This window comes from Vagococcus martis, assembly GCF_002026305.1.
In the GTDB taxonomy this organism is placed as follows: domain Bacteria; phylum Bacillota; class Bacilli; order Lactobacillales; family Vagococcaceae; genus Vagococcus; species Vagococcus martis.
On record NZ_MVAB01000001.1, the window covers coordinates 2406191 to 2430479 of the forward strand.

General features: G+C 35.4%; 22 protein-coding genes. 19 read left to right on the top strand and 3 right to left on the bottom strand.

Features of this window, described 5'->3' with window-relative positions; all coding sequences use genetic code 11:
- Window positions 1-5: 5 nt before the first annotated feature.
- Complete coding sequence (locus BW731_RS11705; RefSeq protein ID WP_079348391.1) at window positions 6-1229, bottom strand: GNAT family N-acetyltransferase; 1224 nt, start codon at window positions 1227-1229, stop codon at window positions 6-8.
- 121 nt (window positions 1230-1350) lie between these two features.
- Here BW731_RS11705 and lepA point away from each other — a divergent pair, with 121 nt between their 5' ends.
- The 3 genes from lepA (at window position 1351) to BW731_RS11720 (ending at window position 3900) form a co-directional block, all read left to right on the top strand.
- On the top strand, window positions 1351-3189 hold the full coding sequence (gene lepA / locus BW731_RS11710; protein ID WP_079348393.1) for a translation elongation factor 4: 1839 nt from the start codon (window positions 1351-1353) through the stop codon (window positions 3187-3189).
- A 139-nt stretch (window positions 3190-3328) separates the two neighbouring features.
- Window positions 3329-3694 carry a DUF3796 domain-containing protein gene (locus tag BW731_RS11715; protein WP_079348395.1) on the top strand — a complete coding sequence of 122 codons (366 nt, stop codon included), beginning with the start codon at window positions 3329-3331 and terminating at the stop codon, window positions 3692-3694.
- Window positions 3695-3696: 2 nt separating this feature from the next.
- A complete protein-coding gene (locus tag BW731_RS11720) occupies window positions 3697-3900 on the top strand; it encodes a helix-turn-helix transcriptional regulator (protein WP_079348397.1) in 204 nt (67 codons plus the stop codon).
- A gap of 48 nt (window positions 3901-3948) precedes the next feature.
- Here BW731_RS11720 and BW731_RS11725 read toward each other — a convergent pair whose 3' ends face one another.
- Window positions 3949-4473, bottom strand: coding sequence for a DUF4950 domain-containing protein (locus BW731_RS11725; RefSeq protein WP_079348399.1), 525 nt, complete (start codon window positions 4471-4473; stop codon window positions 3949-3951).
- A gap of 331 nt (window positions 4474-4804) precedes the next feature.
- Here BW731_RS11725 and BW731_RS11730 point away from each other — a divergent pair, with 331 nt between their 5' ends.
- The 5 genes from BW731_RS11730 (at window position 4805) to BW731_RS11750 (ending at window position 12080) form a co-directional block, all read left to right on the top strand.
- The gene (locus tag BW731_RS11730) at window positions 4805-5206 is read left to right on the top strand and encodes a hypothetical protein (protein WP_079348401.1); all 402 of its coding nucleotides are present in this window, start codon (window positions 4805-4807) and stop codon (window positions 5204-5206) included.
- A 38-nt stretch (window positions 5207-5244) separates the two neighbouring features.
- Window positions 5245-5646 (top strand): hypothetical protein, encoded by a 402-nt coding sequence (locus BW731_RS11735; RefSeq protein WP_079348402.1) that lies wholly within the window; start codon window positions 5245-5247, stop codon window positions 5644-5646.
- Between the two features lie 358 nt (window positions 5647-6004).
- Window positions 6005-10414, top strand: a complete 4410-nt coding sequence (locus BW731_RS11740) for a bifunctional metallophosphatase/5'-nucleotidase (protein WP_079348404.1) — start codon at window positions 6005-6007, stop codon at window positions 10412-10414.
- A 225-nt stretch (window positions 10415-10639) separates the two neighbouring features.
- On the top strand, window positions 10640-11623 hold the full coding sequence (locus BW731_RS11745; RefSeq protein WP_079348415.1) for a choloylglycine hydrolase family protein: 984 nt from the start codon (window positions 10640-10642) through the stop codon (window positions 11621-11623).
- A gap of 73 nt (window positions 11624-11696) precedes the next feature.
- Entirely contained in the window at window positions 11697-12080 is a 384-nt protein-coding gene (locus BW731_RS11750) for a VOC family protein (protein WP_079348417.1), read from the top strand.
- A 26-nt stretch (window positions 12081-12106) separates the two neighbouring features.
- Here the strand turns inward: BW731_RS11750 and BW731_RS11755 are convergent, their stop codons facing one another.
- Window positions 12107-12661 (bottom strand): tyrosine-type recombinase/integrase, encoded by a 555-nt coding sequence (locus BW731_RS11755; protein WP_079348419.1) that lies wholly within the window; start codon window positions 12659-12661, stop codon window positions 12107-12109.
- A 264-nt stretch (window positions 12662-12925) separates the two neighbouring features.
- On the opposite strand from BW731_RS11755, the gene BW731_RS11760 reads away from it, so the two are divergent.
- The 11 genes from BW731_RS11760 (at window position 12926) to xerS (ending at window position 24195) form a co-directional block, all read left to right on the top strand.
- The gene (locus tag BW731_RS11760; protein ID WP_079348421.1) at window positions 12926-13450 is read left to right on the top strand and encodes a GNAT family N-acetyltransferase; all 525 of its coding nucleotides are present in this window, start codon (window positions 12926-12928) and stop codon (window positions 13448-13450) included.
- A gap of 404 nt (window positions 13451-13854) precedes the next feature.
- Window positions 13855-14712 carry a shikimate dehydrogenase gene (locus tag BW731_RS11765; protein WP_079348423.1) on the top strand — a complete coding sequence of 286 codons (858 nt, stop codon included), beginning with the start codon at window positions 13855-13857 and terminating at the stop codon, window positions 14710-14712.
- 17 nt (window positions 14713-14729) lie between these two features.
- A complete protein-coding gene (aroF, locus tag BW731_RS11770; RefSeq protein WP_079348425.1) occupies window positions 14730-15749 on the top strand; it encodes a 3-deoxy-7-phosphoheptulonate synthase in 1020 nt (339 codons plus the stop codon).
- Window positions 15750-15767: 18 nt separating this feature from the next.
- Window positions 15768-16835, top strand: a complete 1068-nt coding sequence (aroB, locus tag BW731_RS11775; RefSeq protein ID WP_079348427.1) for a 3-dehydroquinate synthase — start codon at window positions 15768-15770, stop codon at window positions 16833-16835.
- On the top strand, window positions 16835-18001 hold the full coding sequence (gene aroC / locus BW731_RS11780; RefSeq protein ID WP_079348429.1) for a chorismate synthase: 1167 nt from the start codon (window positions 16835-16837) through the stop codon (window positions 17999-18001). Before aroB ends, aroC begins: the two co-directional genes overlap by 1 nt.
- A 17-nt stretch (window positions 18002-18018) precedes the next feature.
- Window positions 18019-19110, top strand: a complete 1092-nt coding sequence (locus BW731_RS11785) for a prephenate dehydrogenase (protein WP_079348431.1) — start codon at window positions 18019-18021, stop codon at window positions 19108-19110.
- A 14-nt stretch (window positions 19111-19124) separates the two neighbouring features.
- Window positions 19125-20411: a 3-phosphoshikimate 1-carboxyvinyltransferase gene (aroA, locus tag BW731_RS11790; RefSeq protein WP_079348433.1), complete on the top strand. Its 1287-nt coding sequence runs from the start codon at window positions 19125-19127 to the stop codon at window positions 20409-20411.
- Window position 20412: 1 nt separating this feature from the next.
- Window positions 20413-20916, top strand: a complete 504-nt coding sequence (locus BW731_RS11795; protein ID WP_079348435.1) for a shikimate kinase — start codon at window positions 20413-20415, stop codon at window positions 20914-20916.
- Window positions 20917-21744 carry a prephenate dehydratase gene (gene pheA / locus BW731_RS11800; protein WP_079348437.1) on the top strand — a complete coding sequence of 276 codons (828 nt, stop codon included), beginning with the start codon at window positions 20917-20919 and terminating at the stop codon, window positions 21742-21744.
- 5 nt (window positions 21745-21749) lie between these two features.
- A complete protein-coding gene (locus BW731_RS11805; RefSeq protein ID WP_198931949.1) occupies window positions 21750-22535 on the top strand; it encodes an ABC transporter ATP-binding protein in 786 nt (261 codons plus the stop codon).
- A gap of 580 nt (window positions 22536-23115) precedes the next feature.
- Window positions 23116-24195, top strand: a complete 1080-nt coding sequence (xerS, locus tag BW731_RS11810; RefSeq protein WP_079348439.1) for a tyrosine recombinase XerS — start codon at window positions 23116-23118, stop codon at window positions 24193-24195.
- Window positions 24196-24289: the final 94 nt, after the last annotated feature.

Here is a 24289-nt window from a genome sequence, read left to right on the forward strand (position 1 = left end):
CATTATCAAAAATAATCACTAAAGTATGCTTCTTGATCAGGAATAATTCTCTCTAACGTTCTAAGTGTTTCTTTATCCGTTTTTAATCGCTCAATACGGTAAAGGTAAGATGGCCGTTTGTAGCTCATAAGTAATGCTGTCAGTGTTTGGATATCAATAAACACTGGATTGCCAATGGCTTCATTGGTTACCGTCAACTCATTGTCCTCATCCCACATTAAACTAAAGGTATTATTATTCCATTCAGCAATAGGATCTGTGACAACAAAATGGAAAGGTTTACCAGTTGTGATAAACGGATACTGCTTGATAAATTGTGCCACATCGACAATTCGTGCCATAAAATAAGGCTCAATCGATTCTTTGATTTCACTATCTTCAAATAAAAAAGCGATAGGTTCGTTTTTGTAGGTCGTACCATCGACATAATCAATCATCGAAAAATGGGCCGACACAAAATTCCAAAGACCTTTTCTAGCTTCTTGGTTTAAATAGAACATCTCTTTGATATGAAACACTTCTTCAGCTATCCAGTAAAAACACACCCCGCAAGGCTCACCATCTGCACTGTAATAGATTGCTGCTGTTCGTTCTTCTTCATTTTCCCAACGCCAATATTCTTCCCAGTTTAAGTCTGAGCGAATCATTGCCCCATGATTTTGCGCGGCAAAGGCTTCATAAACTTTAAACACATCTTCATGATCGATGTCTTCACGTTCGACATAGCCTGGTACATCAGCAGGTTTTGGTAATTGTGTATCTTTGATTTGAAACGAAATTTTATCAGACATAATCTCCCAACCCTTGCGACGATAGTAGGGAATATTATAGGGATAAAGGTAAGAAATCCATTGCTTGTTCTCACGCATTTTGTTTAAACCTAGTTTGATTAAGTCACTCATCAATCCCATATTAGTGTATTCTGGATACGTCCCAACACCCGTCAATCCAGCCATATCATACACTGTATCATGGATGTTAACTTCACAGGGATAGATGGCAAGTTGGCTGATCAGTTCGTCATCATCCGTAAACCACCCATAAACGTCAGCTTCCCTTAAAACAGGACGTTTCGCACGGATAATTTCTGACTCGTCTTCGTAACCACTTTCCTCAATATCCGAGTCAGTGACTTGAAACACATAGCGAAGAAGTTCATTAAATTGTTTCAGGTATTTTAGTTCCACTTTCTTTAATGTTAAATTCTTATGTGCATCTTTTGATTCCATATATCTTTCTCCTAATGTTTAATAATTTTTATTATATCAAACATATTTTGAAAATACTTTAAAAACACTCAAAAGATTGGTATAATTGAAAATGCTGATTAATAGAAAGTAGGAGATAACGATGAATTTTGATGAAATGAAAAAGAGACAAGAATCCATTCGAAATTTCTCCATCATAGCACATATTGACCATGGAAAATCAACACTGGCTGACCGAATTTTACAACAAACAGAAACCGTTTCTGATCGTGAGATGCAAGAGCAGTTACTTGATTCAATGGACTTAGAAAGAGAACGCGGTATTACCATTAAACTAAATGCCGTTGAGTTAACTTATAATGCGAAAGATGGAAAAGAATATATTTTTCACCTAATTGATACACCAGGACACGTCGATTTTACTTATGAGGTGTCACGTAGTTTAGCCGCTTGTGAGGGGGCTGTACTTGTGGTGGATGCTGCGCAAGGTATCGAAGCTCAAACGTTAGCAAACGTGTATTTAGCGGTTGATAATGATTTAGAAATTTTACCAGTTATTAATAAAATAGATTTACCAGCAGCCGATCCAGAACGTGTGAGAAACGAAATCGAAGACGTGATTGGGATTGACGCAAGTGAAGCCGTTTTAGCAAGTGCAAAAGCTGGAATTGGGATTGAAGATATTCTAGAACAAATCGTTGAATATGTTCCAGCGCCAGATGGTGATTTGAATGCACCACTAAAAGCACTGATTTTTGACTCCGTTTATGATTCATATCGTGGGGTTGTATTAAATATTCGTGTCTTTGATGGGGTCGTAAAACCTGGAGATACGATTCAATTAATGAATAACGGCGTACAATACGAAGTAAGTGAAGTGGGAATTTTCTCTCCAAAAGCTGTTCCAAGAGATTTCTTGATGGTAGGGGACGTTGGTTACTTAACGGCAAGTATCAAAAATATCCAAGACACACAAGTTGGGGATACGATTACGTTAGCGGATAATCCAGCGAGCGAGCCATTAGATGGTTACCGTAAAATGAATCCAATGGTTTATTGTGGGTTGTATCCAATTGATACATCAAAATATAATGACTTACGTGAAGCACTTGAACGTCTGCAATTAAATGACTCTGCTCTTGATTTTGAGCCAGAAACGTCTCAAGCATTAGGATTTGGTTTCCGTTGTGGGTTCTTAGGACTACTACATATGGACGTTATCCAAGAGCGTTTAGAACGTGAATTTAATTTAGACTTGATTACAACGGCACCGTCAGTTATTTATCATGTGAATATGACAGATGGCTCACAAATTATCGTCGACAACCCGGCAGAATTCCCAGAGCCAGGCGTGATTGATAGCGTGGAAGAGCCTTATGTTAAAGCACAAATCATGGTACCAAATGATTACGTTGGAGCGGTAATGGATATTTCTCAACGTAAACGTGGTGAATTTGTGACGATGGATTACTTGGATGATTATCGTGTGAACATTGTTTATAATATCCCACTATCTGAGATTGTTTTTGACTTCTTTGATAAATTAAAATCAGGGACAAAAGGCTATGCGTCACTTGATTACGAGTTAATTGGCTACCGCACAAGTAACCTAGTTAAAATGGATATCTTACTTAATGCTGAAAAAGTCGATGCATTGAGCTTTATCGTGCATAAAGACTTTGCGTACGAACGTGGGAAAGCCATCGTTGAAAAACTACGTAAATTAATTCCAAGACAACAATTTGAGGTGCCTATCCAAGCTGCAATTGGTGCGAAGATTGTTTCTCGTACCGATATTAAAGCTTTACGTAAAAACGTATTGGCAAAATGTTACGGTGGGGACGTCTCTCGTAAACGTAAATTACTGGAAAAACAAAAAGAAGGTAAGAAACGTATGAAACAAATCGGATCAGTCGAAGTACCACAAGAAGCCTTCATGGCCGTTCTTAAAATGGACGATGATGAGCCGAAGAAGAAATAGTAAACTTAAAAAAACCAGAAAGATATAAATTCTTTTTGGTTTTTTTTATATATAAACTCTTTTCCATTGATAAAATATCTCTATAGTGATATATTTGTATCATTAAGAGATAAATATATCACATTAGGAGGAGAAAGAAATGAAGAAAGAACTAACAAATAAAAGTTGGTTAATTGGTTTTTTAGGCTGTATAGGTGTATTAGGGGTTAAGGGAGAACCAAATTTTTTACTGTTCTTTTCATTTTTTGCAGGGTTTCAATATATTTGGCTATACAAATTAGGGACAATTTATGATGAAAGACTGATTGAGAATAAAAACAAAGCAGCAGTGATTGCTCTAAAAATAGCTTTAATCTTTGGATTAATTTCGAATTTAGCGATTAGTTTTTTATTTACTGAATACGAAATTCTATATAGATGGACTCTTGGAATCTTTTCATTAACCGTTGCTATTGGTCTAAATAGCTGGGCTTATCTCACTTATAAGTATGATAAGGAGGACTAATGATGGCATCTTTTAAGTCACATGTGAAAAAATACCGCTTATTAAAAGACATGACACAAGATGAGTTAGCAACGGCTGTAGGTATACGCCGAGAAACAATTGGTAGGCTAGAGAAAGCAAAGTACAATCCATCTCTTGAACTGGCTGTTAAAATTTCCAGAGTATTAGACGTCCCGATAGAGGAATTATTTGTATTTGATTTATAAATTAAAAAAGCATCTCTTTCGTAATTATTATGAAAGAGATGCTTTATTTTAACTCACATATATATAATCAGTTGGTGGTGTCCCATCATTGTAATCAATGATAATATGTTCCTTCGTGATGATATGTATTTGTGCTGCTTCACCATCAATTGAAACGTAAAGTGTATCGGTCATCGCATTGTATGAATCAACTTTAACATCCATAACCCTGACATCCCCAGGTCCAACTGGTAACGTGGACCAAGTGCCATCCTCATGTATAGTGAACATACTACCTGATTGTGGCACTCCCCATTTACCTTGCAAAGAAACCATTTTATTAAATGCGATTTCTTCCTGACTTAATGATGGTTCAGTCCTTTGTGATTCTTTCGTTGATTCCTTGATACTTGTTTGAGTTGAGCTTTCTAGTTGTTTCGTTGTAGAAGATACACTCGTTTTCATACTAGAAGTAGTTGAACTAACGTGTGGTGAGGCGTTTTTTGCTTTATTTTGTGTTCCTAAAAAGTAACCACCACCTGCAAAAATTACCACAATTAAAATAACAATTATAATATCTCGTTTGTCTCTCATATAATCCCCCAATAACTCGTCTTAGAACTTCATTATATCATGAAAGTAAATTAGTGTTATTTTATTTATTTGGGTAAGCAACCTTATAAAGGGTTCGTTGAATAAAAAAGTGGCAGTTTTTGTTATGACTACGTTCAGGTTTATTTTGCTAAAAAATGTTTTGATTCATTTTAGCTAGTTTAATTCCTATTAGCTTAAATAAAATAAACTATAGTATTTTATTTTTTTATGATACTATATAAAAAAAGGAGGTTATCAATAAATCAGTGTAAAGATTATTGTTGAACAATTTAATATTTTTAATAATCCTGATTTTGATAATTTCGAACTTATGCTAGATTCAAAAGTAAATCATAACTCACCAAAATTTCAACTAAAATTTTATGTAAAAGATACCTATGTTGCTGAAACTGTCGATGGTGACTTACAATTCATTCGAAAGTATCGTAGAAAATTCAATGAAGTTAAAGCTCTATTTTGTAAGGAATATGGGAAAGTCTATAATTATCCTGATACTATAGAGAATGATGATTCATTAGATTTAATGATAACTACTGTGAAGGCATTGCAATCACGACTTGAAAAATCTTTTTTAATACCTGGTAGTATTGAGTTGCATACTATAGAGTTGATAGGTAATTGGGAAGTATTTAACGGAAAAAATGATAGTGCCCTAGTCAAAGAATATGAGGAACAATTATTTAACAATTTCAAAAAATTTGGGCTTACTTAGCTACACATAAAAATGTTTGTGAAAGAAGGAGAAGTATCATGAAAAAGAGTGTCTATTTTATTTTACAGTTAATTGTCGGTGGTACCCTAGCTCTAACTTTCTTTAAACAATCACTAAATGTCCATCCTGATAAATTTAACTATCAATTAATATTGTATCTAGCTGGTATGTTTCTAATTTTAATTAGTTTACTCCTCATTACTAAACAACTAGCTAATGTTATTATTAAAAAAAATAAATCATCATACTCCTCTACTCTATGTTTTTTTCTTCTAGGTGTTATTATGATGGGCTTAACGTTTAATGGTATGATCCATGTGGAACGGTTAAACTTTTTAATTGAACCATATTTTATATTATTTGAATTTGGATTTTTTGTTTTTCTGATATCTGGCTGTCGATTAGTTATTCAGTTCATTTCATCATTTGCAAAACGCTAGACAAAAAGTTAAATTAATTAAAAATAATGGAGAGAGTCTTATTTAGTCAAATAGGAAATAACCTTTTATCAAAAGTCGAAGACAAGTGATTGTTTTCGACTTTTTATGATGGAATGACATAAACGATTTATCTTCTAAAAAATAAATTTTTTAGAATGTTCCATTATTAATTGTTTCCACCGAAGATTCTAATGATCTAACTTTTCAAATTGGCTGCCTTTTTAGACTCATGTGCTAAAAAAACATAATATTATACAAAAAAGTTTTTTTAGTTTTTTTGACAAAACAAATTGAAAAGAAAACGCTTACGTGATATTGTTATAATGCATAATATTTATGTTAAAAGGAGGAGTCTAGTTTGAAAAAGGTTCAAACGTTGGTAAATAAATTAGTAACACTGACATTAGTGAGTAGTTATCTAATTGGGGGAGTGGCAACTGTTGCCACAGCACAAGAATCGACAGTCAACTCAAATACTAGTGAGGTGGTTGAAAAAACCGAGACAACAACTAGTTCACAAGAGAGTACAATAGACAGTCAAAAAACAACTGAAGGGGAAAAGGCACCAACAGACAGTCAGACTCTTAAACAAACGCAAGGATCAAGTGAGCGTTCTGTCAACAAAGAAACAAAAGAAACACCGGAGACTAAAAAAACTGTTCCTGTCCAAATTTTAGGATTTAATGATTTTCATGGAGCCATTAATACAACAGGTTCAGCCTATCTTGATTCTAAAATTTCAAACGTTGGGAAAGCTGCTTTCCTATCAGCTGAATTAGATCAAGCAGAACAACAATTTAAACAAACGAATAAAAATGGGCAGTCTATTCGTGTACAAGCTGGAGATTTAGTTGGTGCTAGTCCGTCTAACTCTGCACTTCTACAAGATGAGCCGACGATAAAGATTATGAACCGACTTAATATCAAACTTGGTATTTTAGGAAACCATGAATTTGATGAAGGGTTACCAGAGTTTAATCGTATCATTGAAGGACAAGCACCAATTAAAGGAAGTGTCCAAGACACTGAAATCATCAATAACTACGCTCGCGAAAAATCAAACATGCAAATTTTATCGGCAAATGTGATTGATAAAAAAACACAAAAAAGTCCGTTTGGTTATGCACCATATGCAATCGAAACATTTGGTGATGTAAAAGTTGGGTTTATTGGGGTCGTGACAGATGAAATTCCAAACCTAGTTTTAGCACAGCACGTCAAAGATTATTCATTCATTGACCCAGCACAAGCTATTGTAGACAACGCTAAAGAGTTGAGAAATCAAGGTGTTAATGCAATTGTTGTCATTGGCCATACTGGGGCGTCTGGCGTGGATAGCTCACTTGGCGGGGAGACTACCGAAATCATTACTAAAATGAATCAGTTGGATCCTGAAAACAGTGTCGATGCTTTTTTTGCAGGACACAGCCATACGTATGCGAATGGTGTGTACAAAAATGTGCGTGTGATTCAAGGAACATCACAAGGTAAAGCTTTTTCCAATGTTTTGGGAGACATTGATGTTGAAACACAAGACTTTGTTGACACACCAAAAGGAGAAGTTTTACCAGTCTTAACAGATAAGTCTACTCCTACGTCAACACTGACACCAAACGCTGAGGTTCAAGCAATCGTTGCAGACGCTGATAAACGCATTTCAACGTTAGTTAATGAAGTGATTGGAAAAACAAGTGATGGAAAACTAATTTCACGTGATGTTAACAATGCCAACGAACAAGAATCAGCTTTAGGTAACTTGATTACTGATGGTCAGTTACAAATTGCTAGAGAAACCTTTAAAGATGACAATATCCCAATAGATTTTGCCATCACAAATAATGGTGGTATTCGAGCAGACTTACAAGTAACGGATAATGGCGATATAACTTGGGGAGCAGCTCAAGCAGTTCAACCATTTGGTAATGTCATGCAAGTGGTGTCAATTAAAGGCGCTGACTTGATTGAAGCGCTAAATCAACAATTCATTCAACATTATTTCTTACAAGTAGCTGGGATGGCTTATACCTTTACAGGTGAGGTATCAAAAAATGCTGATGGAACGAATCACGACACGAGAAAAATAAAAGACGTGACAGTTATTTCTGAAAAAGGGGATAAAACACCTCTTAAAGCAGATAAAACATATAACGTTGTTATCAATGATTTCTTATTTGGTGGTGGAGATGGGTTTTCAGCCTTTACAAAAGGGACACTGATTGGTGCACTTGACCCTGATACAAACATTTTTGTCAATTACATCAAATCACAAAAAACTGTGTCAGCCAAAGTAGAAGGACGCAAAAAACAAGCAGCCGCATCAAATGAAAAAGAAAAAAATCTAACTATTCTAGGGACAACAGATGTGCACGGAAACATTTGGAACTACTCTTATGAAGATAACAAAGAAGCAGGTAATGGTTTAGCAAAAGTATCAACTTACGCTAATACAGTTAGAGAAGAAAAAGGAAAAGACAACGTTGTTTTGGTTGATAACGGTGACATTATTCAAGGAACGATTTTAACTGACGACTTATATAATGTGAACCCTGACTTACTTAAATTAGAGCACCCAATCATTAAAGCAATGAATGTGATTGGCTATGATTCCATGACTTTAGGTAATCACGAATTCAATTTTGGACAAGACGTGATTAAAAAACTAGTCAAAGAAGCGACATTCCCAATCCTTTCAGCTAATACTTATATTAAAAAAGATGGCAAACATTTAGTTGAGCCATACACAGTGGTAGAAAAAAATGGCTTGAAAGTGGCTATTTTAGGAATGACTATTCCGGATATTCCATTATGGGATGGCCCAAGAGTTGAAAATCTAGAGTTTAAAGGCTTAGAAGAAGAAGCGAAGAAACAAGTGAAACTCATTGAAGAAAAAGAAAAACCAGACGTGATTATTGCGTCAATTCATGCAGGATTAGATAATTCACGTGCCGAAAGTGCCGCAATTAATGTGGTGAAACATGTGACGGAGATTGACGCGTTTATCGTAGGTCATGACCATAAAACAATCGCAACCAAAATTAAAGACGTTAACGGTGTAGAAAAACCTGTTGCTGGATCAAAAGATACTGGGTCAGAGATGAGCCGTATTGAGTTAGACATGGCTTATAATGATAAAACAAAAAAATGGGAAGTAAAAACGTCAACTGTCGCTGATGTTAATTTAACAAAAGTTGAAGCTGACAACGCGGTAAAAGAAGCAACGAAAGAAGCACATGAGGCAACCGCAAAATACATTCAAGAAGAAATCGGAAAAGCATCTGATAATTTCTTACCAGAGCAACAAGTACCTGGCATTCCTGAAGCACAAATGGGACCAACTGCTTTGATTTCACTGATTAATCATGTGCAATTAAAAGCAACCAAAGCAGATGTTGCAGCAGCATCATTATTTAAAGCAGATAGCCAGTTAAATAAAGGGCCAATTACGTATTCTAATATTTTTGATATTTACAAATACGCTAATACATTAGTTGGTGTCAACATCACTGGTAAGAACTTAAAAGAATACATGGAAGACAGTGCCAAATATTATAACCAATACAAAGACGGAGACTTAACTGTTAGCTTTGGTGGTAGTGGTGATTTAGATAGTAAAATCCGTGTGTATAATTATGACATGTTCGCTGGTGTTGACTATCAAATTGATGTGTCAAAACCTGTTGGAAAACGTATCATCAACCCAACAATCAATGGTAAACCTATTGATGATAATAAAGAATACAAATTAGCAGTAAATAACTATCGCTATGGCAATCTACAAAAAAATGGTTGGGTAACAAAAGAACCATACGTTGATACAGACCCAGATACATTGCGAGGATTAATTGCAAGCTACATTAAAGAAATGAAAGTGATCACACCTAAAGATGAATTAGTAACAAATTGGAAGATTGTCGGAGCAGACGGCTTAACTCACTTCTTACGTCCGGTGATGATTGACGCAGTGAAAAATGGTACATTAGCCATTGAAAGCACGCCGAATAATCGTACGCCAAACATCAATACGATTACGATTAGTGATTTAATTGAAAAAGATTTAGTCGGTAGAGTATCTGTTTCAACTCTTGAAAAAACCATTCAAACTGCTGAAAAATCAACTGACAAAAACTTAAAAGAGATGACTAAAAAAGCGAAAAAAGTCTTAGCTGAAGCAACTTCTTTGAACTCACAACTAGGTAGTGCAAGAGATGATAATGGCCAAGCTCAGGCTATTATTGATCAATACAACAAAGAGTTAGAAGACGCGATCAAAAAAGCTGATAATGGGACTCAACCAGAAGAGAGTAAGCCAGAAAAACCAGTTATTAAACTGGAAATAAACAAATTAGAAACGATTCTGAACACTGCAAGTAAAAAAGACCCAGCTCGCTATGACAAACAAGCATGGGATCAGTTTGCTAAACTAGTGAAAGAAGCAAATGACCTGTTAGAACAAGTGAAAAAAGGGCAAGCATCAAGTAACATTACGCAAAAACAAATTGATGAAATGACAAAACGAGTGACAGACCAACTGGCTGCACTTGAAAAACATTTGGTTAAAGATGAGCCAACAACTGAATCTACTGAAGAATCAAATGGTGCATCAAGTAAAGGTAACACACCATACATTGGTAGTCAGTCAAAACAAACCTCAACGAAAAACTTACCAAAAACAGGTGAGAAGAAACAAACATATCATTTGGTTGGTTTGACTCTGATAATGGGTGTTTCAACTATTGTTTATATCAAGAAAACGAAAAAAGCAGCATAATCCACTGAAACAAACTCTCCATTAACTTTGGAGGGTTTGTTTTTGACTTTAATCACAAAACATACTAGGATAGTACTATTACGTTTAAATAAACGCCGTATTAATAAAAAAGAAGCATTCTCACAGAAAAATGACGTTTGTGAAATAAAAATATCACACAATTAACATGGTTTCATAGAATATTTTGATATGATTTAGGAGTTAACATTACTAGGAGGGATATGCATGTGTACAAGTATCACATTTCAATCAGAAAATAAATTAAATTTCTTTGCTCGCACTATGGACTTTGGTTTTGAGCTCAATGGAATGCCCATTGCAATACCAAGAAACTATGAATCAACCTTTCATTTTGAAGGAACATTAAAAACAACTTATGCATTTGTAGGAACAGGACAAAAAATGGGAGAGTATATGTTTGCTGATGGAGTTAACGAAAAAGGTCTATCAATTGCAGAATTATATTATCTCAATGAAGCAAGCTATAAAAGTGAACCAGTTGATGGGAAAATCAATTTAACACAAGATGAGTTTCTAACATGGGTATTAGGTCATGTGGCCAGTATTGATGAGTTGAAAGAACTAAGTAAAAATATCGAATTAGTCGGTGTGAAAAATGACTTGGTGTCAGCAGTAACACCACTTCATTTCATCGTGTCTGATAAAACAGGGCGGTGTGTGGTCGTTGAAACAAATGATGCCACACTTACAGTAAAAGATAACCCAGTTGGTGTCATGACAAACAGCCCAAATCTTGAATGGCACTTAACAAACTTGAATAACTATTTGTCTATTCAACCAACAAACTTTGCGTCAAAAGAGCTTGATGGATATACATTAAAGCCATTTGGACAAGGTTCTGGAACTTATGGTTTACCAGGTGGTTTAACCTCTCCTGAGCGTTTTGTTCGTGCGACTTATATGAAGGCATATACTGAAAAAGGCCAAACAGAACTAGAAGCAGTGAATAGTATTTATCACATTTTAAATACTGTCACCATTCCTAAGGGTGTAAATGTTAAAGACGATGGGCACAATGATTATACACAATATCGTGCCGTATTTAATTTAACCGACTTAACTTACTATTTTAATCCTTACTACACACAAGAAGTGTACTCAGTAAAATTAACAGAAGAGTTATGTTCAAAAGATGATGTGACAGTTTTTGACGTACCACATACCTTTGAAATCAACAAATTAAATTAAAAACCAAAGAGCGTTGTTAAAAATAACGCTCTTTTTGTGTTATGATATAAGCAAAGAATCAGGAGGCGATAGGATGCAATTAGAACACGCGGCAATTTATGTAAACGATTTAGAAGGAATGAGAGTTTTTTACGAAACATATTTTGATTGTACAGCAAACGATAAATACGTTAACCCTAAAACAGGATTAGAAACATACTTTTTAACCTTTGAAACAGGAGCCAGACTTGAGCTGATGACTAGACCAGAAATAGTCGATGAAGACAAACCGTTATATCAGACTGGTTTCACTCATTTAGCTTTTAAAACAAATTCCAATGAGAAAGTCGATATGTTAACATCTCAATTAAAACAAGATGGCTTTGCTGTGTTAAGCGGGCCGCGAACAACAGGGGATGGTTATTACGAAAGTGTCATTTTAGATCCAGAAAATAATCAAATTGAAATTACATGTTAAAAGCCAACCATATAACGTTGGCTTTTTTATATTCCTAATCTGAAATCAGCCAACGTGTTCCCAATCTCATCTGTGGTGATCCCGATATATCGTTTCGTTACTTTTTCTGAACTATGATTAAAAATCTCCATTAGTGTGGCGATGTCTCGTGTTTTACGATAATAATGATAGCCAAATGTTTTTCTGAGTGAGTGAGTCCCAATATCTTTTCGCCCAAGATTATCGGCGATTTTTTGGTATTGCTTATAAACGGTATTCACTTTTATATGGCCATCTTGCTGACGACTAGGGAATAACCACTCATCATCCTCTTTTCCCTCGATGTATTCGGCAATAACATCTTGCAAATTATCTAAATACAATACTTTTCGTTTGCCAGTTTTCCGCTCAATGATAATCGGTCGTTTCTCATATTTTATATCTCGAACTTTTAATTTTACAATATCTGACATCCTCAGCCCATTGTTAATTCCAAAAATAAATAAAAAGGTATCGCGTTCTGGATAGTTTGTTCTTCTTAACCAGAATAAAAAATCATCTATCTCTGTTTGACTGCGTAACGGTTGAACATTGTACGACATATTATCCCTCTTTTCCGTAAATTTTACAGTTCACTATTTTTATTATATAATAACATAATAATGAACTTAATAATATAGAATTTTAAACCCTTGATAAATCAACTTTTAAGTTCATGATTTTACATAATATAGTGAACTCAATATTGGTGAAAAGAAAAAGATAATTTTTCTTAGGACGATTTTAAGCACTTTAAAATTATTTAAGAAGGTAATTATCCATTAAACGCCTTTAAATCACTTTAAAGAAAAATAGGGGATACAACTATGAGATTAATCAATTTAGAGGATGTTAGTATCGAAACGATCAAATCATTTAAAGATGCTTTTAAATACGAAAAAGAAACCATTCATGGATCGCATCAACTTCAACGGGCGAATAATTTGCATAAATGGATGAAGGAAATCAAACGATTAAAAGAAAAAGATTATCAGCAAGCAGTTCAAACTAGTCACTTTGCCTTAATGACAGATGATAATGTAATGATTGGCATATCTGATGTTAAGCATCATTTAACGCCTTACCTTCAAAAAGAGGGAGGACATATAAGCTATACCATTTTACCGAATTTCCAGGGACAGGGATTTGGCACAGTTCTTTTAAAAGAAACGCTAAAAGAAGCTCAAAAGATTGGACTAAACACCATTCATCTAACAGTCAAAGAAACAAATGAGGCTTCTCAAAAAATTATCGAAAAGAATAATGGAATAAAGATTAGGCAAATTAGAGTAAACCAGTATAATGTGTGGCATTATCAAATCAATATAGATTACAGTAATAATGTTATGTAAACCATATATTAAACAAGAGCTGACCCTAAAAAAATAATCCCACGATATTTTAATTATTTTATTGACATATTCTCATTTAGCGACTATACTTAATTCAATCTTACATCAGTTTGGAGCGGAAATCTTATGAACATAAAACATATTATTAAAAACCCACAACTGAATAATTACTACTTTAGCTATTTTAGATAGGTTTGTGTTCATCAATGTATGGATACAAACAACCCAAGTTTGTATCTATGATGGCTAAGGAAATTTAGATTGATTTCAAAACCCACATAGATCTTAAAAAATCTATAGTGGTGTTTTACATATACTGTATATTAAGTATAAGGATGTTCACTGTAGAGATTTTTAAGTCTACGTGAACATCTTTTTTATTTAGTTAGGAGGAATATGAACAAATGGAAATAAATGGTTATACACAGCTAGCAGGATTTTTTGCTAGCCCGGCTAAACATAGCTTATCTCCCACATTACATACGGCTTCTTTCCAAGCAGCAGGTATTAATGCCGTTTATCTAGCATTTGATATTGCACCGGATAAGTTAAAAGACGCTATCATATCTATTCGAACGTTTAATATGATGGGAGTTAACTTATCCATGCCACATAAGGTTAATGCTCTCCCGTTTATGGATGATTTGTCAGAATCAGCAACATTAATTGGTGCTATTAATACCATTGTTCAGGTAGATGGAAAACTAATTGGGCATAATACGGATGGATATGGTTTTATCGAAAGTTTACGTGTTAACCATATATCTATTAAAGGACAAACTATGACTCTACTAGGAGCAGGTGGCGCTGCAACTGCTATTTTAGTACAAGCAGCCCTTGATGGATTTAGTACCATTCATGTATTCAGTCGTCGTGGTAAACGATATGACGAGATGAAAAAAAAGATTGAGAAACTATCTGATAGTGTTTCTTGTAAGATAACTTTAACCGATTTATATCATACAGATGCTTTAAAAGAAGCAATTAATAAATCACACTTACTCGTTAACTCAACCAGTGTTGGCATGATTAATGATGAGTCCTTAATTGAGGATGAGTCACTATTACGAAAAGACTTGGTTGTCTATGACGTGATTTATAACCCAAGAAAAACCAAACTCTTAAAACAAGCAGAGAAAAAAGGATGTCAAATCATTAATGGGCTTGATATGTTATTGTATCAAGGAGCAAAGGCGTTTAATCTATGGACAAACCAAGATATGCCTATTGAAAAAGTAAAACACATAATAGAAAAAGCGTAAAGAAAGAAGGAAATCTCATGATCGTTATTATGAAATTAGGTGCAACAAGTGAACAAATTAATCAAGTCGTAAAAAGAATTGAAGAAAGTGATTTAGAAGTTCAAGTAAACACTGGTGAAGAACAAGTCGTTTTAGGAATTAAAGGTGATACACGAAATATTCAAGATATCGCGTTCAATAGTTATGAAGGGGTAGATAAAGCTGTTCGTATTACGAACACATATAAACTAAGTTCCCGTGAATTTCATCCGGATAACACAGTTGTAGACGTTGATGGGTTAAAAATTGGGGATGGTAGTTTCATCACAATGGCTGGTCCATGTTCAATCGAAGGATTAGACCAAATTCGTGAAACTGCTCGTATGGCAAAAGCTGGTGGAGCAAGTGTCTTACGTGGTGGAGCGTTCAAACCTCGTACTTCTCCATACGCTTTCCAAGGTTTGGAAGAAGAAGGATTAAAATACATTAGACAAGCAGCTGATGAGTTTGATATGAAAGTTATTACAGAAGTGATGGATGAAGCTCATATTGATATGGTCGCTGAATACTCTGATATTTTACAAATCGGTGCTAGAAACATGCAAAACTATAAATTACTTAGCGCTGTGGGACAAACTGGTAAACCAATCGGCTTGAAACGTGGGATTGCTGGAACGATTGATGAGTGGTTAAATGCTGCGGAGTACATCGCCGTTTCTGGAAAAAGTGATGTTATCTTTATCGAACGCGGCATTCGTACTTACGAAACAGCCACAAGGAACACATTTGATTTAAGTGCCATTCCTCTTATTAAAAAATTAAGCCACTTCCCTATTATTGCTGACCCTAGTCATGGTACTGGTGTATGGGACTTAGTCACACCAATGGCAAGAGCTAGTGTCGCTGCAGGAGCTGATGGCATGATCGTTGAAATTCATCCAGATCCAGCCAACGCTTGGTCAGACGGACAACAATCATTAAATGAAAAAACTTACTTACGAATGATGGACGAAGTAAATGTGTTAGTTAAAGCAATGGAAGAAATTAAATCACTATAAACTAAAGGAGTCTTTTGCATGATTGAAGTAAATTTACCAAATCACCATTATAAAATTGAGGTTCAACGAGGTCTTTTGAAGTCTTGTGGGCAATGGGTGGCGAATATATGGCGACCACAACGAGTAGCGATTATCACAGATGAAACTGTCGCAGAACTTTATGGTGATGATGTGGCTGATAATTTAGTTGATCACGGCTTTGACATTACCATGCTTGTTGTCCCACCAGGGGAAGAAAGTAAATCACTAGAAAAAGCAACATATTTATATGATGCGCTAGCTGATAACGGCTTTACACGTAGTGATGGAGTTATTGCCTTAGGTGGAGGTGTCATTGGAGATTTAGCAGGGTTTGTGGCCTCGACTTATATGAGAGGACTGCATTTTCTACAAATCCCAACCACTCTTTTAGCTCAAGTTGATTCTAGTATTGGTGGCAAGACTGCTGTTAATACTAAAAAAGCGAAAAACCTTGTCGGAACGTTCGCTCAACCTGATGGTGTCTTAATCGACCCAAATGTTTTAAAGACGTTGGAAATGAGACGTGTCAGAGAAGGTATCGCGGAAATAATCAAATCAGCTGCTATTGCAGATAAAGAGCTTTGGGATTACTTAGGAACACTAAAAAATGAAGAAGATTTACTCAATCATGCAGAAGAAGTCATTCATGCGTCACTAAATGTCAAACGTCGTGTCGTTGAAGAAGATGAATTTGATCATGGTAGTCGGCTAACACTTAACTTTGGTCATACAATTGGTCATGCGATTGAAAAAACATCTGGTTATGGTGTGATTAGTCATGGTGAAGGGGTTAGCTTAGGTATGGTCATGATTTCGACTCGTGCGGAAGCCTTTAACCAATCACCTAGAGGAATCACTGAAGAATTAATTACCATGTTGAAAAAATTTAATTTACCAACAAGTATTGCGTTAAATCGTGAGACGATTTTTGAAGCGATTACGCATGATAAAAAAGCACGTGGGAACACACTAAAAATAATATTATTAAAACAAATTGGCCAAGCCAAAATCGTAGATATACCGATTGAACAAATGAAAGATTACATTATTGAGGAGGAAGTATAGTGAGATATATTACAGCCGGTGAATCACATGGTCCTGAACTAACAGCAATCATTGAAGGACTTCCTGCAGGATTACCTTTAACTGCAGATGACATAAACAAAGAATTAATTAGACGTCAAACAGGATACGGTCGTGGTGGGCGTATGCTTATTGAAACAGACCGTGTTAGAATCACGTCAGGTTTACGTCACGGAAAAACATTAGGTTCTCCTATTACACTAGTCGTTGAAAACAAAGACTGGAAGAACTGGACAAAAGTTATGGGGATTGAAGACGTGCCTGAAAAACAAAAGAAAATCCGTCGTGTCGCTAGACCTAGACCAGGACATGCTGACTTAGTTGGTGGCATGAAATACCACTTCAATGATTTAAGAAACGTGTTAGAACGCTCGTCGGCACGAGAAACAACAATGCGAGTGGCAATCGGTGCAATCGCTAAAAAAATCCTTTCAGAATTAGACATTGACGTTGCTGGTCATGTTACCATGCTTGGTGGGATTAAAGCAACAGTGCCTGATGGCTTAACTGTCTCAGAAATTCGTGATATTTCAGAACAATCAGATGTGCGTGTGGTAGATGCCACGGTTGAACAAGAGATTCGTGACTTAATTGATGAAACAAAGAAAAAAGGTGACACAATTGGTGGCGTCGTTGAAGTATTAGTTGGTGGCGTTCCTGCAGGATTAGGAAGTTATGTCCAATGGGATCGAAAACTAGATGCCAAAATCGCACAAGCTGTCGTTAGTATTAACGCGTTTAAAGGTGCAGAGTTTGGCGTAGGCTTTGAAGCTGGTGTATTACCTGGTTCTCAAGTCATGGATGAAATTCTTTGGGATGAAAAAAATGGCTATACAAGACGTAGCAATAATTTAGGTGGTTTTGAAGGCGGTATGACAAACGGTGAGCCAATTGTTGTCCGTGGGGTGATGAAACCTATTCCGACTTTATACAAACCTCTGCAAAGTGTTGATATCGACACAAAAGAGCCATACAAAGCAAGTATCGAACGCTCTGATAGTACAGCAGTTCCGGCTGCAAGTGTGGTAGCTGAAAATGTCGTAGCAACTGTTGTAGCAAATGAAATTCTTGAAAAATTTGAGAGTGATTCATTTGAAGAACTTGTTCAATCAGTAAAAGAATACAGAGAGTACACTAAAAACTTTTAGTTGCTAGGAGGATGTGTATGACTGGGAAAACAATCATGATTGTTGGTCTAGGATTAATCGGTGCTTCCTTGGCTAAATGTATAAAAATTGACCATCCTGAAGCTAATGTTATTGGTTGGGATTATTCTGATAGCACAAAACTAATTGCTAAAAAAATTGGCATTGTAGACGAGATTCCTCATTCATTTGAAGAGGGTGCCAAAATGTCAGATGTCATTATTTTAGCCACACCTGTGTCAATTTCAATTGACTATTTAAATCAACTAGCATCACTTCAATTAAAAGAAAACCTCTTAGTGAGTGACACAGCTAGTACCAAAAAAGACATTATGCAACAAGCCAAAGAGATGCCGTTTGACTTTATTGGTGCTCACCCAATGGCAGGTTCACACAAGTCTGGTGTCACAGCCGCTGATGAGAACTTATTTGAAAATGCTTATTTTATTATAACGAACGATCGACACATAAACCGTGTGGAGGAGTTAACACAACTATACAGCGGAACTCATGCCAAATATGTGGAACTAACATCTGATGAGCACGATGAAATCACAGCGATGTTATCCCATTTGCCACATATTATCGCATCAGGTTTAGTCAATCAAGCCGATGACTTTAATCAAGAGCACCCACGAGCCAAACAATTAGCCGCTGGAGGATTTCGTGATATTACTAGGATTGCCTCATCAGACCCGAAAATGTGGACGGATATCTTAATGAGTAATCGCACCACACTTGTACAAGAGCTTGATGATTGGCAAAAGCAAATGAGTCAAGTGAAACAGTGGTTATTAAGTAAAGACTCTGATGCCATTTATGATTTTTTTGAACGGGCAAAAGAAACCCGTGATCAACTTCCAATCCACCAAAAAGGGTCAATCCCGGCATTTTACGATTTATTTGTGGACGTGCCGGATAAACCTGGGATTATTGCTGAAGTAACGGGGATTTTAGGAGAAGCCAATATCTCAATCATCAACTTAAAAATATTAGAAACACGAGAAGACATTATCGGTGTGCTGCAGGTTAGTTTTAAAAATGACCATGACTTATTGCAAGCAAAAGAATGCATTGAAACACACACAGATTATGTCTGTCGAACACAATAGGAGGAAATGACATTATGAAATTAATCTCAGCTAGTCCATTAAATGGAACCATTCACGTTCCTGCTGATAAATCTATTTCACATCGAAGCATTATGTTTGGTGCGATTTCAGAAGGTACCACAACCATCAAAAACTTCTTACGAGGAGAAGATTGTTTAAGTACACTTAACGCATTTAAAAGTTTAGGTGTGCCAATCACAGATGATGGTGAAACCATTCGTGTAACAGGTGTAGGCTTTGATGGTCTAAAAAAACCAGCTACATCACTTGATTTAGGTAATTCTGGTACCACCATTCGTTTGATGATGGGAATTTTGGCGAAACAGTCATTCGACACCGTTTTATTTGGTGACGAGTACTTAAACAAACGCCCAATGAATCGCGTCATGTTACCACTTAATCAAATGAATGCTAATCTATCTGGGCATGATAATAGTGAATATCCTCCTATTCATATTTCAGCTAATAATCAACTAACACCAATCACTTATCACATGCCAGTAGCAAGTGCTCAAGTGAAATCTGCTATCTTGTTTGCAGCCTTGCAAGCTGATGGTGAGACAACCATTATCGAAAAAGAACCGACTAGAAATCACACTGAAGAGATGATTCGTCAATTTGGTGGGACGATCACAACAGATGGAAAAGACATTCGTATGACAGGTCCACAACGATTAGTTGGACAAAACGTTACTGTGCCTGGTGATATTTCATCTGCAGCGTTCTTTTTAGTTGCCGGAGCTATTGTGCCAAATAGTGACATAGTGCTTAAAAACGTGGGGGTTAACCCAACGAGAACAGGGATTCTAGATGTTTTAGAAGAGATGAATGCCGATGTGGTGATTAGTGAAGAAGATCATGCTAACCAATCAGCCACCATCACTGTCAAAACAAGTAATTTAACTTCTACAATAGTTGGTGGGGATATTATTCCTCGTTTGATTGATGAAATTCCCATTATTGCGTTACTTGCAACACAAGCAAATGGTCAAACAATCATTAAAAATGCTGAAGAACTAAAAGTAAAAGAAACCAATCGTATTGACGCAACAGCTGAAGAATTAAGAAAACTTGGTGCAGATATCAAGCCAACAGAAGATGGGTTAATCATCAATGGCCCATGTCAATTGCACGGTGGAAAAGTATCTAGTCGAGGGGATCATCGTATAGGGATGATGCTTCAAATCGCTGCGTTACTAACTGATGAAGAAGTCATTATGGAAAAATCAGAAGCTGTCTCAGTATCGTATCCCAATTTTTTTGATGACGTCTATCAATTAAGAAAAACAAGGAGGGGCTAATATGACGATTGTCTTAATCGGTTTTATGGGTGCCGGAAAAACAACAGTAGGAAAAATTTTAGCTCAAAAAACAAGTAGTAAACAAGTTGATTTAGATAAATACATCGTTGATAAAATTAATATGCCAATATCTGAGTATTTTGATAAATATGGAGTAGAAGCATTTCGAACATTAGAAACACAAATTTTAAAAGAACATGTTAATTTCCCAGGTATTGTCTCGCCTGGCGGTGGCGTTATTTTAAAAGAGGAAAATCAAGCCATTTTAAGAAATATGCCATTAGTTGTTTATTTACAAACAAATTTAGATGAGTTGCTAAACCGTATCGAACATGACTATGAAAATTATCGTCCGCTGATTGATGATAAAACGGTTGACGAGATAAGAGAAATCTATTTGCCAAGAGTACCCCTTTACGAAGACATTGCACATCATACTATCAATACAACAGATAAAACGCCGGAACAAATTGCAGATATGATTTTAGCATTGGTAGGTGATTAAATGGAAGTTGGCTATTTAGGTCCTAAAAATTCATTTACTTATAAGGCAGCCTCTTATTATTTCGATGATAGCTCATTACAACCCTATTCGAGTATTACCAGCTGCCTAAACGCCTTAACACATATGCAAGTAGATTATGTGGTTGTTCCAATAGAAAATTCGTTGGAGGGTTCAGTGCATACTAGCATAGATGGGCTGTTTCACCACAAAGATATCAAAGTATATAAAGAAATTATTCTTCCTATAAAACAAAACTTATTAGTCAATGACTTGACGATAGTGCCTGAAAAAATACTCTCTCACCCTCAAGCTATCGCTCAATCACAACACTTTTTAGAAACATGTTATCCGAATGTATTGATTGAGCAAGTACCATCTACCACTTTTGCGGCCGAATACGTCGCTGGACATCCAGATGAATCAGTTGGAGCGATTGCCTCAAAAGAAGCAGCAGAAGAATATGGCTTAGAAATTTTATCAGAAAATATCCAAGATAATCGATTTAATCAAACGCGTTTTTGGTTATTAGGAAAACAACCATTCAAAATTGATGATTCTAATATACAGAAATTAAGTTTGTTTATCACGTTACCTAAGAATACACCTGGAATTTTACATAAAGTCCTTTCTGCGTTTGCTTGGCGTGAAATTGATTTAAGCAAAATAGAGTCAAGACCACTAAAGACAGAGTTAGGTGAATATTATTTTATTATTGACGTCATCATTCAGGATAATATCCCTCTAGTTGAACACGCATTAGAAGAAATCACGCTATTAGGTGTGACTTACCAGCATCTAGGCTGCTACTCAATTGTTATAAAGGAGTGAAGTAAGTGTTAATTAATTGCCAAAACGTGTCATTTATAAGAGAAAAAGAATGTATCTTACAAGAAATAAATTGGCAAATGAGTCCAGGGGAGAACTGGGTCATTTTAGGGTTAAATGGGTCTGGGAAAACAACGCTTTTAAAAATGATAACGGGATATAATTGGCCTTCAAATGGCGAATTAACAGTTCTTGGTGAAACGTTTGGAAAGACATCCATCCCTGATTTAAAGAAAAAAATAGGGTGGGTCAGCTCAGACTTAAAACATCGAATTAATTCTAATGATGTATCTGAAAACATTGTCTTAAGTGGCAAGTTTGCAAGTATTGGAATTTGGGAGAAAACAACCAAAGATGAGGAAGACCTAGCCAAACACATTCTAATTCGATGTGGTGGTAAAGCGTTGATTGGTAAGAAGTTCGGTATACTGTCACAAGGTCAACAGCAAATTGTGCTAATTGCTAGAGCGTTGATGGCTAAGCCTGAACTACTGATATTTGATGAACCTTGTAATGGACTTGATTTGTTTGCAAGACAATCCATGTTAGATAGAATTGATCACATCGCACAAGAAAAACAAACGAAAGGGTTAATCTTTGTTACTCATTATATAGAAGAAATTCCAGCAAGTTTTGACCATATATTATTACTTAAAGATGGAAAAATATTTGCAAAAGGATTAAAATCAGACGTCTTAACGCCTGATTTGTTAACACGATTTTATGACAATGCTGTTGAGGTCATTAAATTACCAGATAATCGACTAACCATTATACCAAAAAGTTCTAAGTGATTACTTCAGAGCTTTTTATTTTGTTGTCGTTAGGAAGAGTGGTGTATTATCTTGTCGATAGAAAATTATTTTAAGTTGGTTTACATAATATATATTAAACGAAGTTGGTTTTAAGAGCTTTAAATACTTAAAAGTGATTAACTATCAATGAAACTTACTTTAAAATCATTTGACACACATGCATTTAGTTATAACTTTTCATTAATTCATTTGATATGTGTTTCGATGACCAATCTAAATTCTTTAACCCAGTTACATATATAGATAATCATAATTAAAATATTCGCTACAAAAGTTTTAATTTATTCAAACTTAGACAAATCATTAATCAACTAATAATTTAAGTTCATACAATTCATATTTATAAATAAATTTACCAGATCAGTTTAATCATTTTATGAACTGGCTTAATAACATCATTACTTAAATATACTATGGCTTTGTTTTTACCTTTCTTGAAAGTATTATCTTTCCGGAAAACTAGACCTAATCAATAAAATAACAAAATAAATTATATTTTATTGACATTTTTATATTAAAAGTATATTATTAATACAAACATATGTTTGGAGGTTTAGTTATGTCACAAGAAAAAAATATTACACGATTGGAATATGAATTGAAATCTCTCCCCTTTTTTATTCAAGAATATATCGAAAAAAAGCGGATTGTGCCCTATTCTGTCACTACTTTATATGAATACGCAAAAGAATACCGACGTTTCTTTGAATGGTTAAAACAAGAAGCCATTATGTCAAACGACCTCTCTTCTATCTCGTTACAAGATTTACGAAACTTAACAGAGCGTGACGTTGAATTATATAAAGGATTTTTGTTAGCCTCTCCTCGTTTAGGGACGACGGCTGACGGTCAATTAAGAAGTCACGTCAGTATTCAACGTTCGATCACGGCATTAAAGTCACTCTTTCATTTTTTAGCAACGCAGACTGCTGATGAAAATGGTGCGACTTACCTATCTCATAATATTATGGATAAAGTTGATAATGTTAAAACTGGTCGAACCCTTCAAGATCGGTCACGATCGATTGAAAATAAACTATTTATTGGTGATGAGTCGCTTGATTTTATTGAATTTATTGATTCAACCTATGAAAAAACGCTACAAAGTCATCAAGCAAAAAGTGCATTTTATCGTAATAAAGACCGTGACATTGCGATTATCGCCTTATTCCTAGGAACTGGTATGCGTCTTTCTGAATTAGTGAACATGAAAGTATCTGATTTAGATGTTTTAAATATGGAAGCAACCGTGATTCGAAAAGGAGGTTTCAAAGATACAACCATGATTTCATCTATTTTTATGCCATACATCACGCAATATTTAGATAACAGAGAAAAATTATATCATCCTGAAAGCAGTGAAAAAAGTCTGTTTTTATCGTTTTACCGAGGATCAGCTCAACGAATTGATCAATCTACGGTAGAAAAACTGGTTGGAAAATACAGTAGTGTGTTTAAAACCCGTGTGACGCCACATAAACTTAGACACACTGTCGGCACACAGCTCTACAAAAAAACCAATAGTTTGCTAACTGTTTCCCACCAACTAGGACAAACAGGAACAAGTGCCACAGCGATTTATACGCACATCATCGATGAAGAAAAACGTGAAGCCATCAATGATTTATGGACGAATTAAGCCATTCAACTAAAAATGAATGGCTTTTATTTTTTATTTATCAAAAATTCGCCTATTTATTATATATGTTTGCTATACTTATTTTTATGACGTT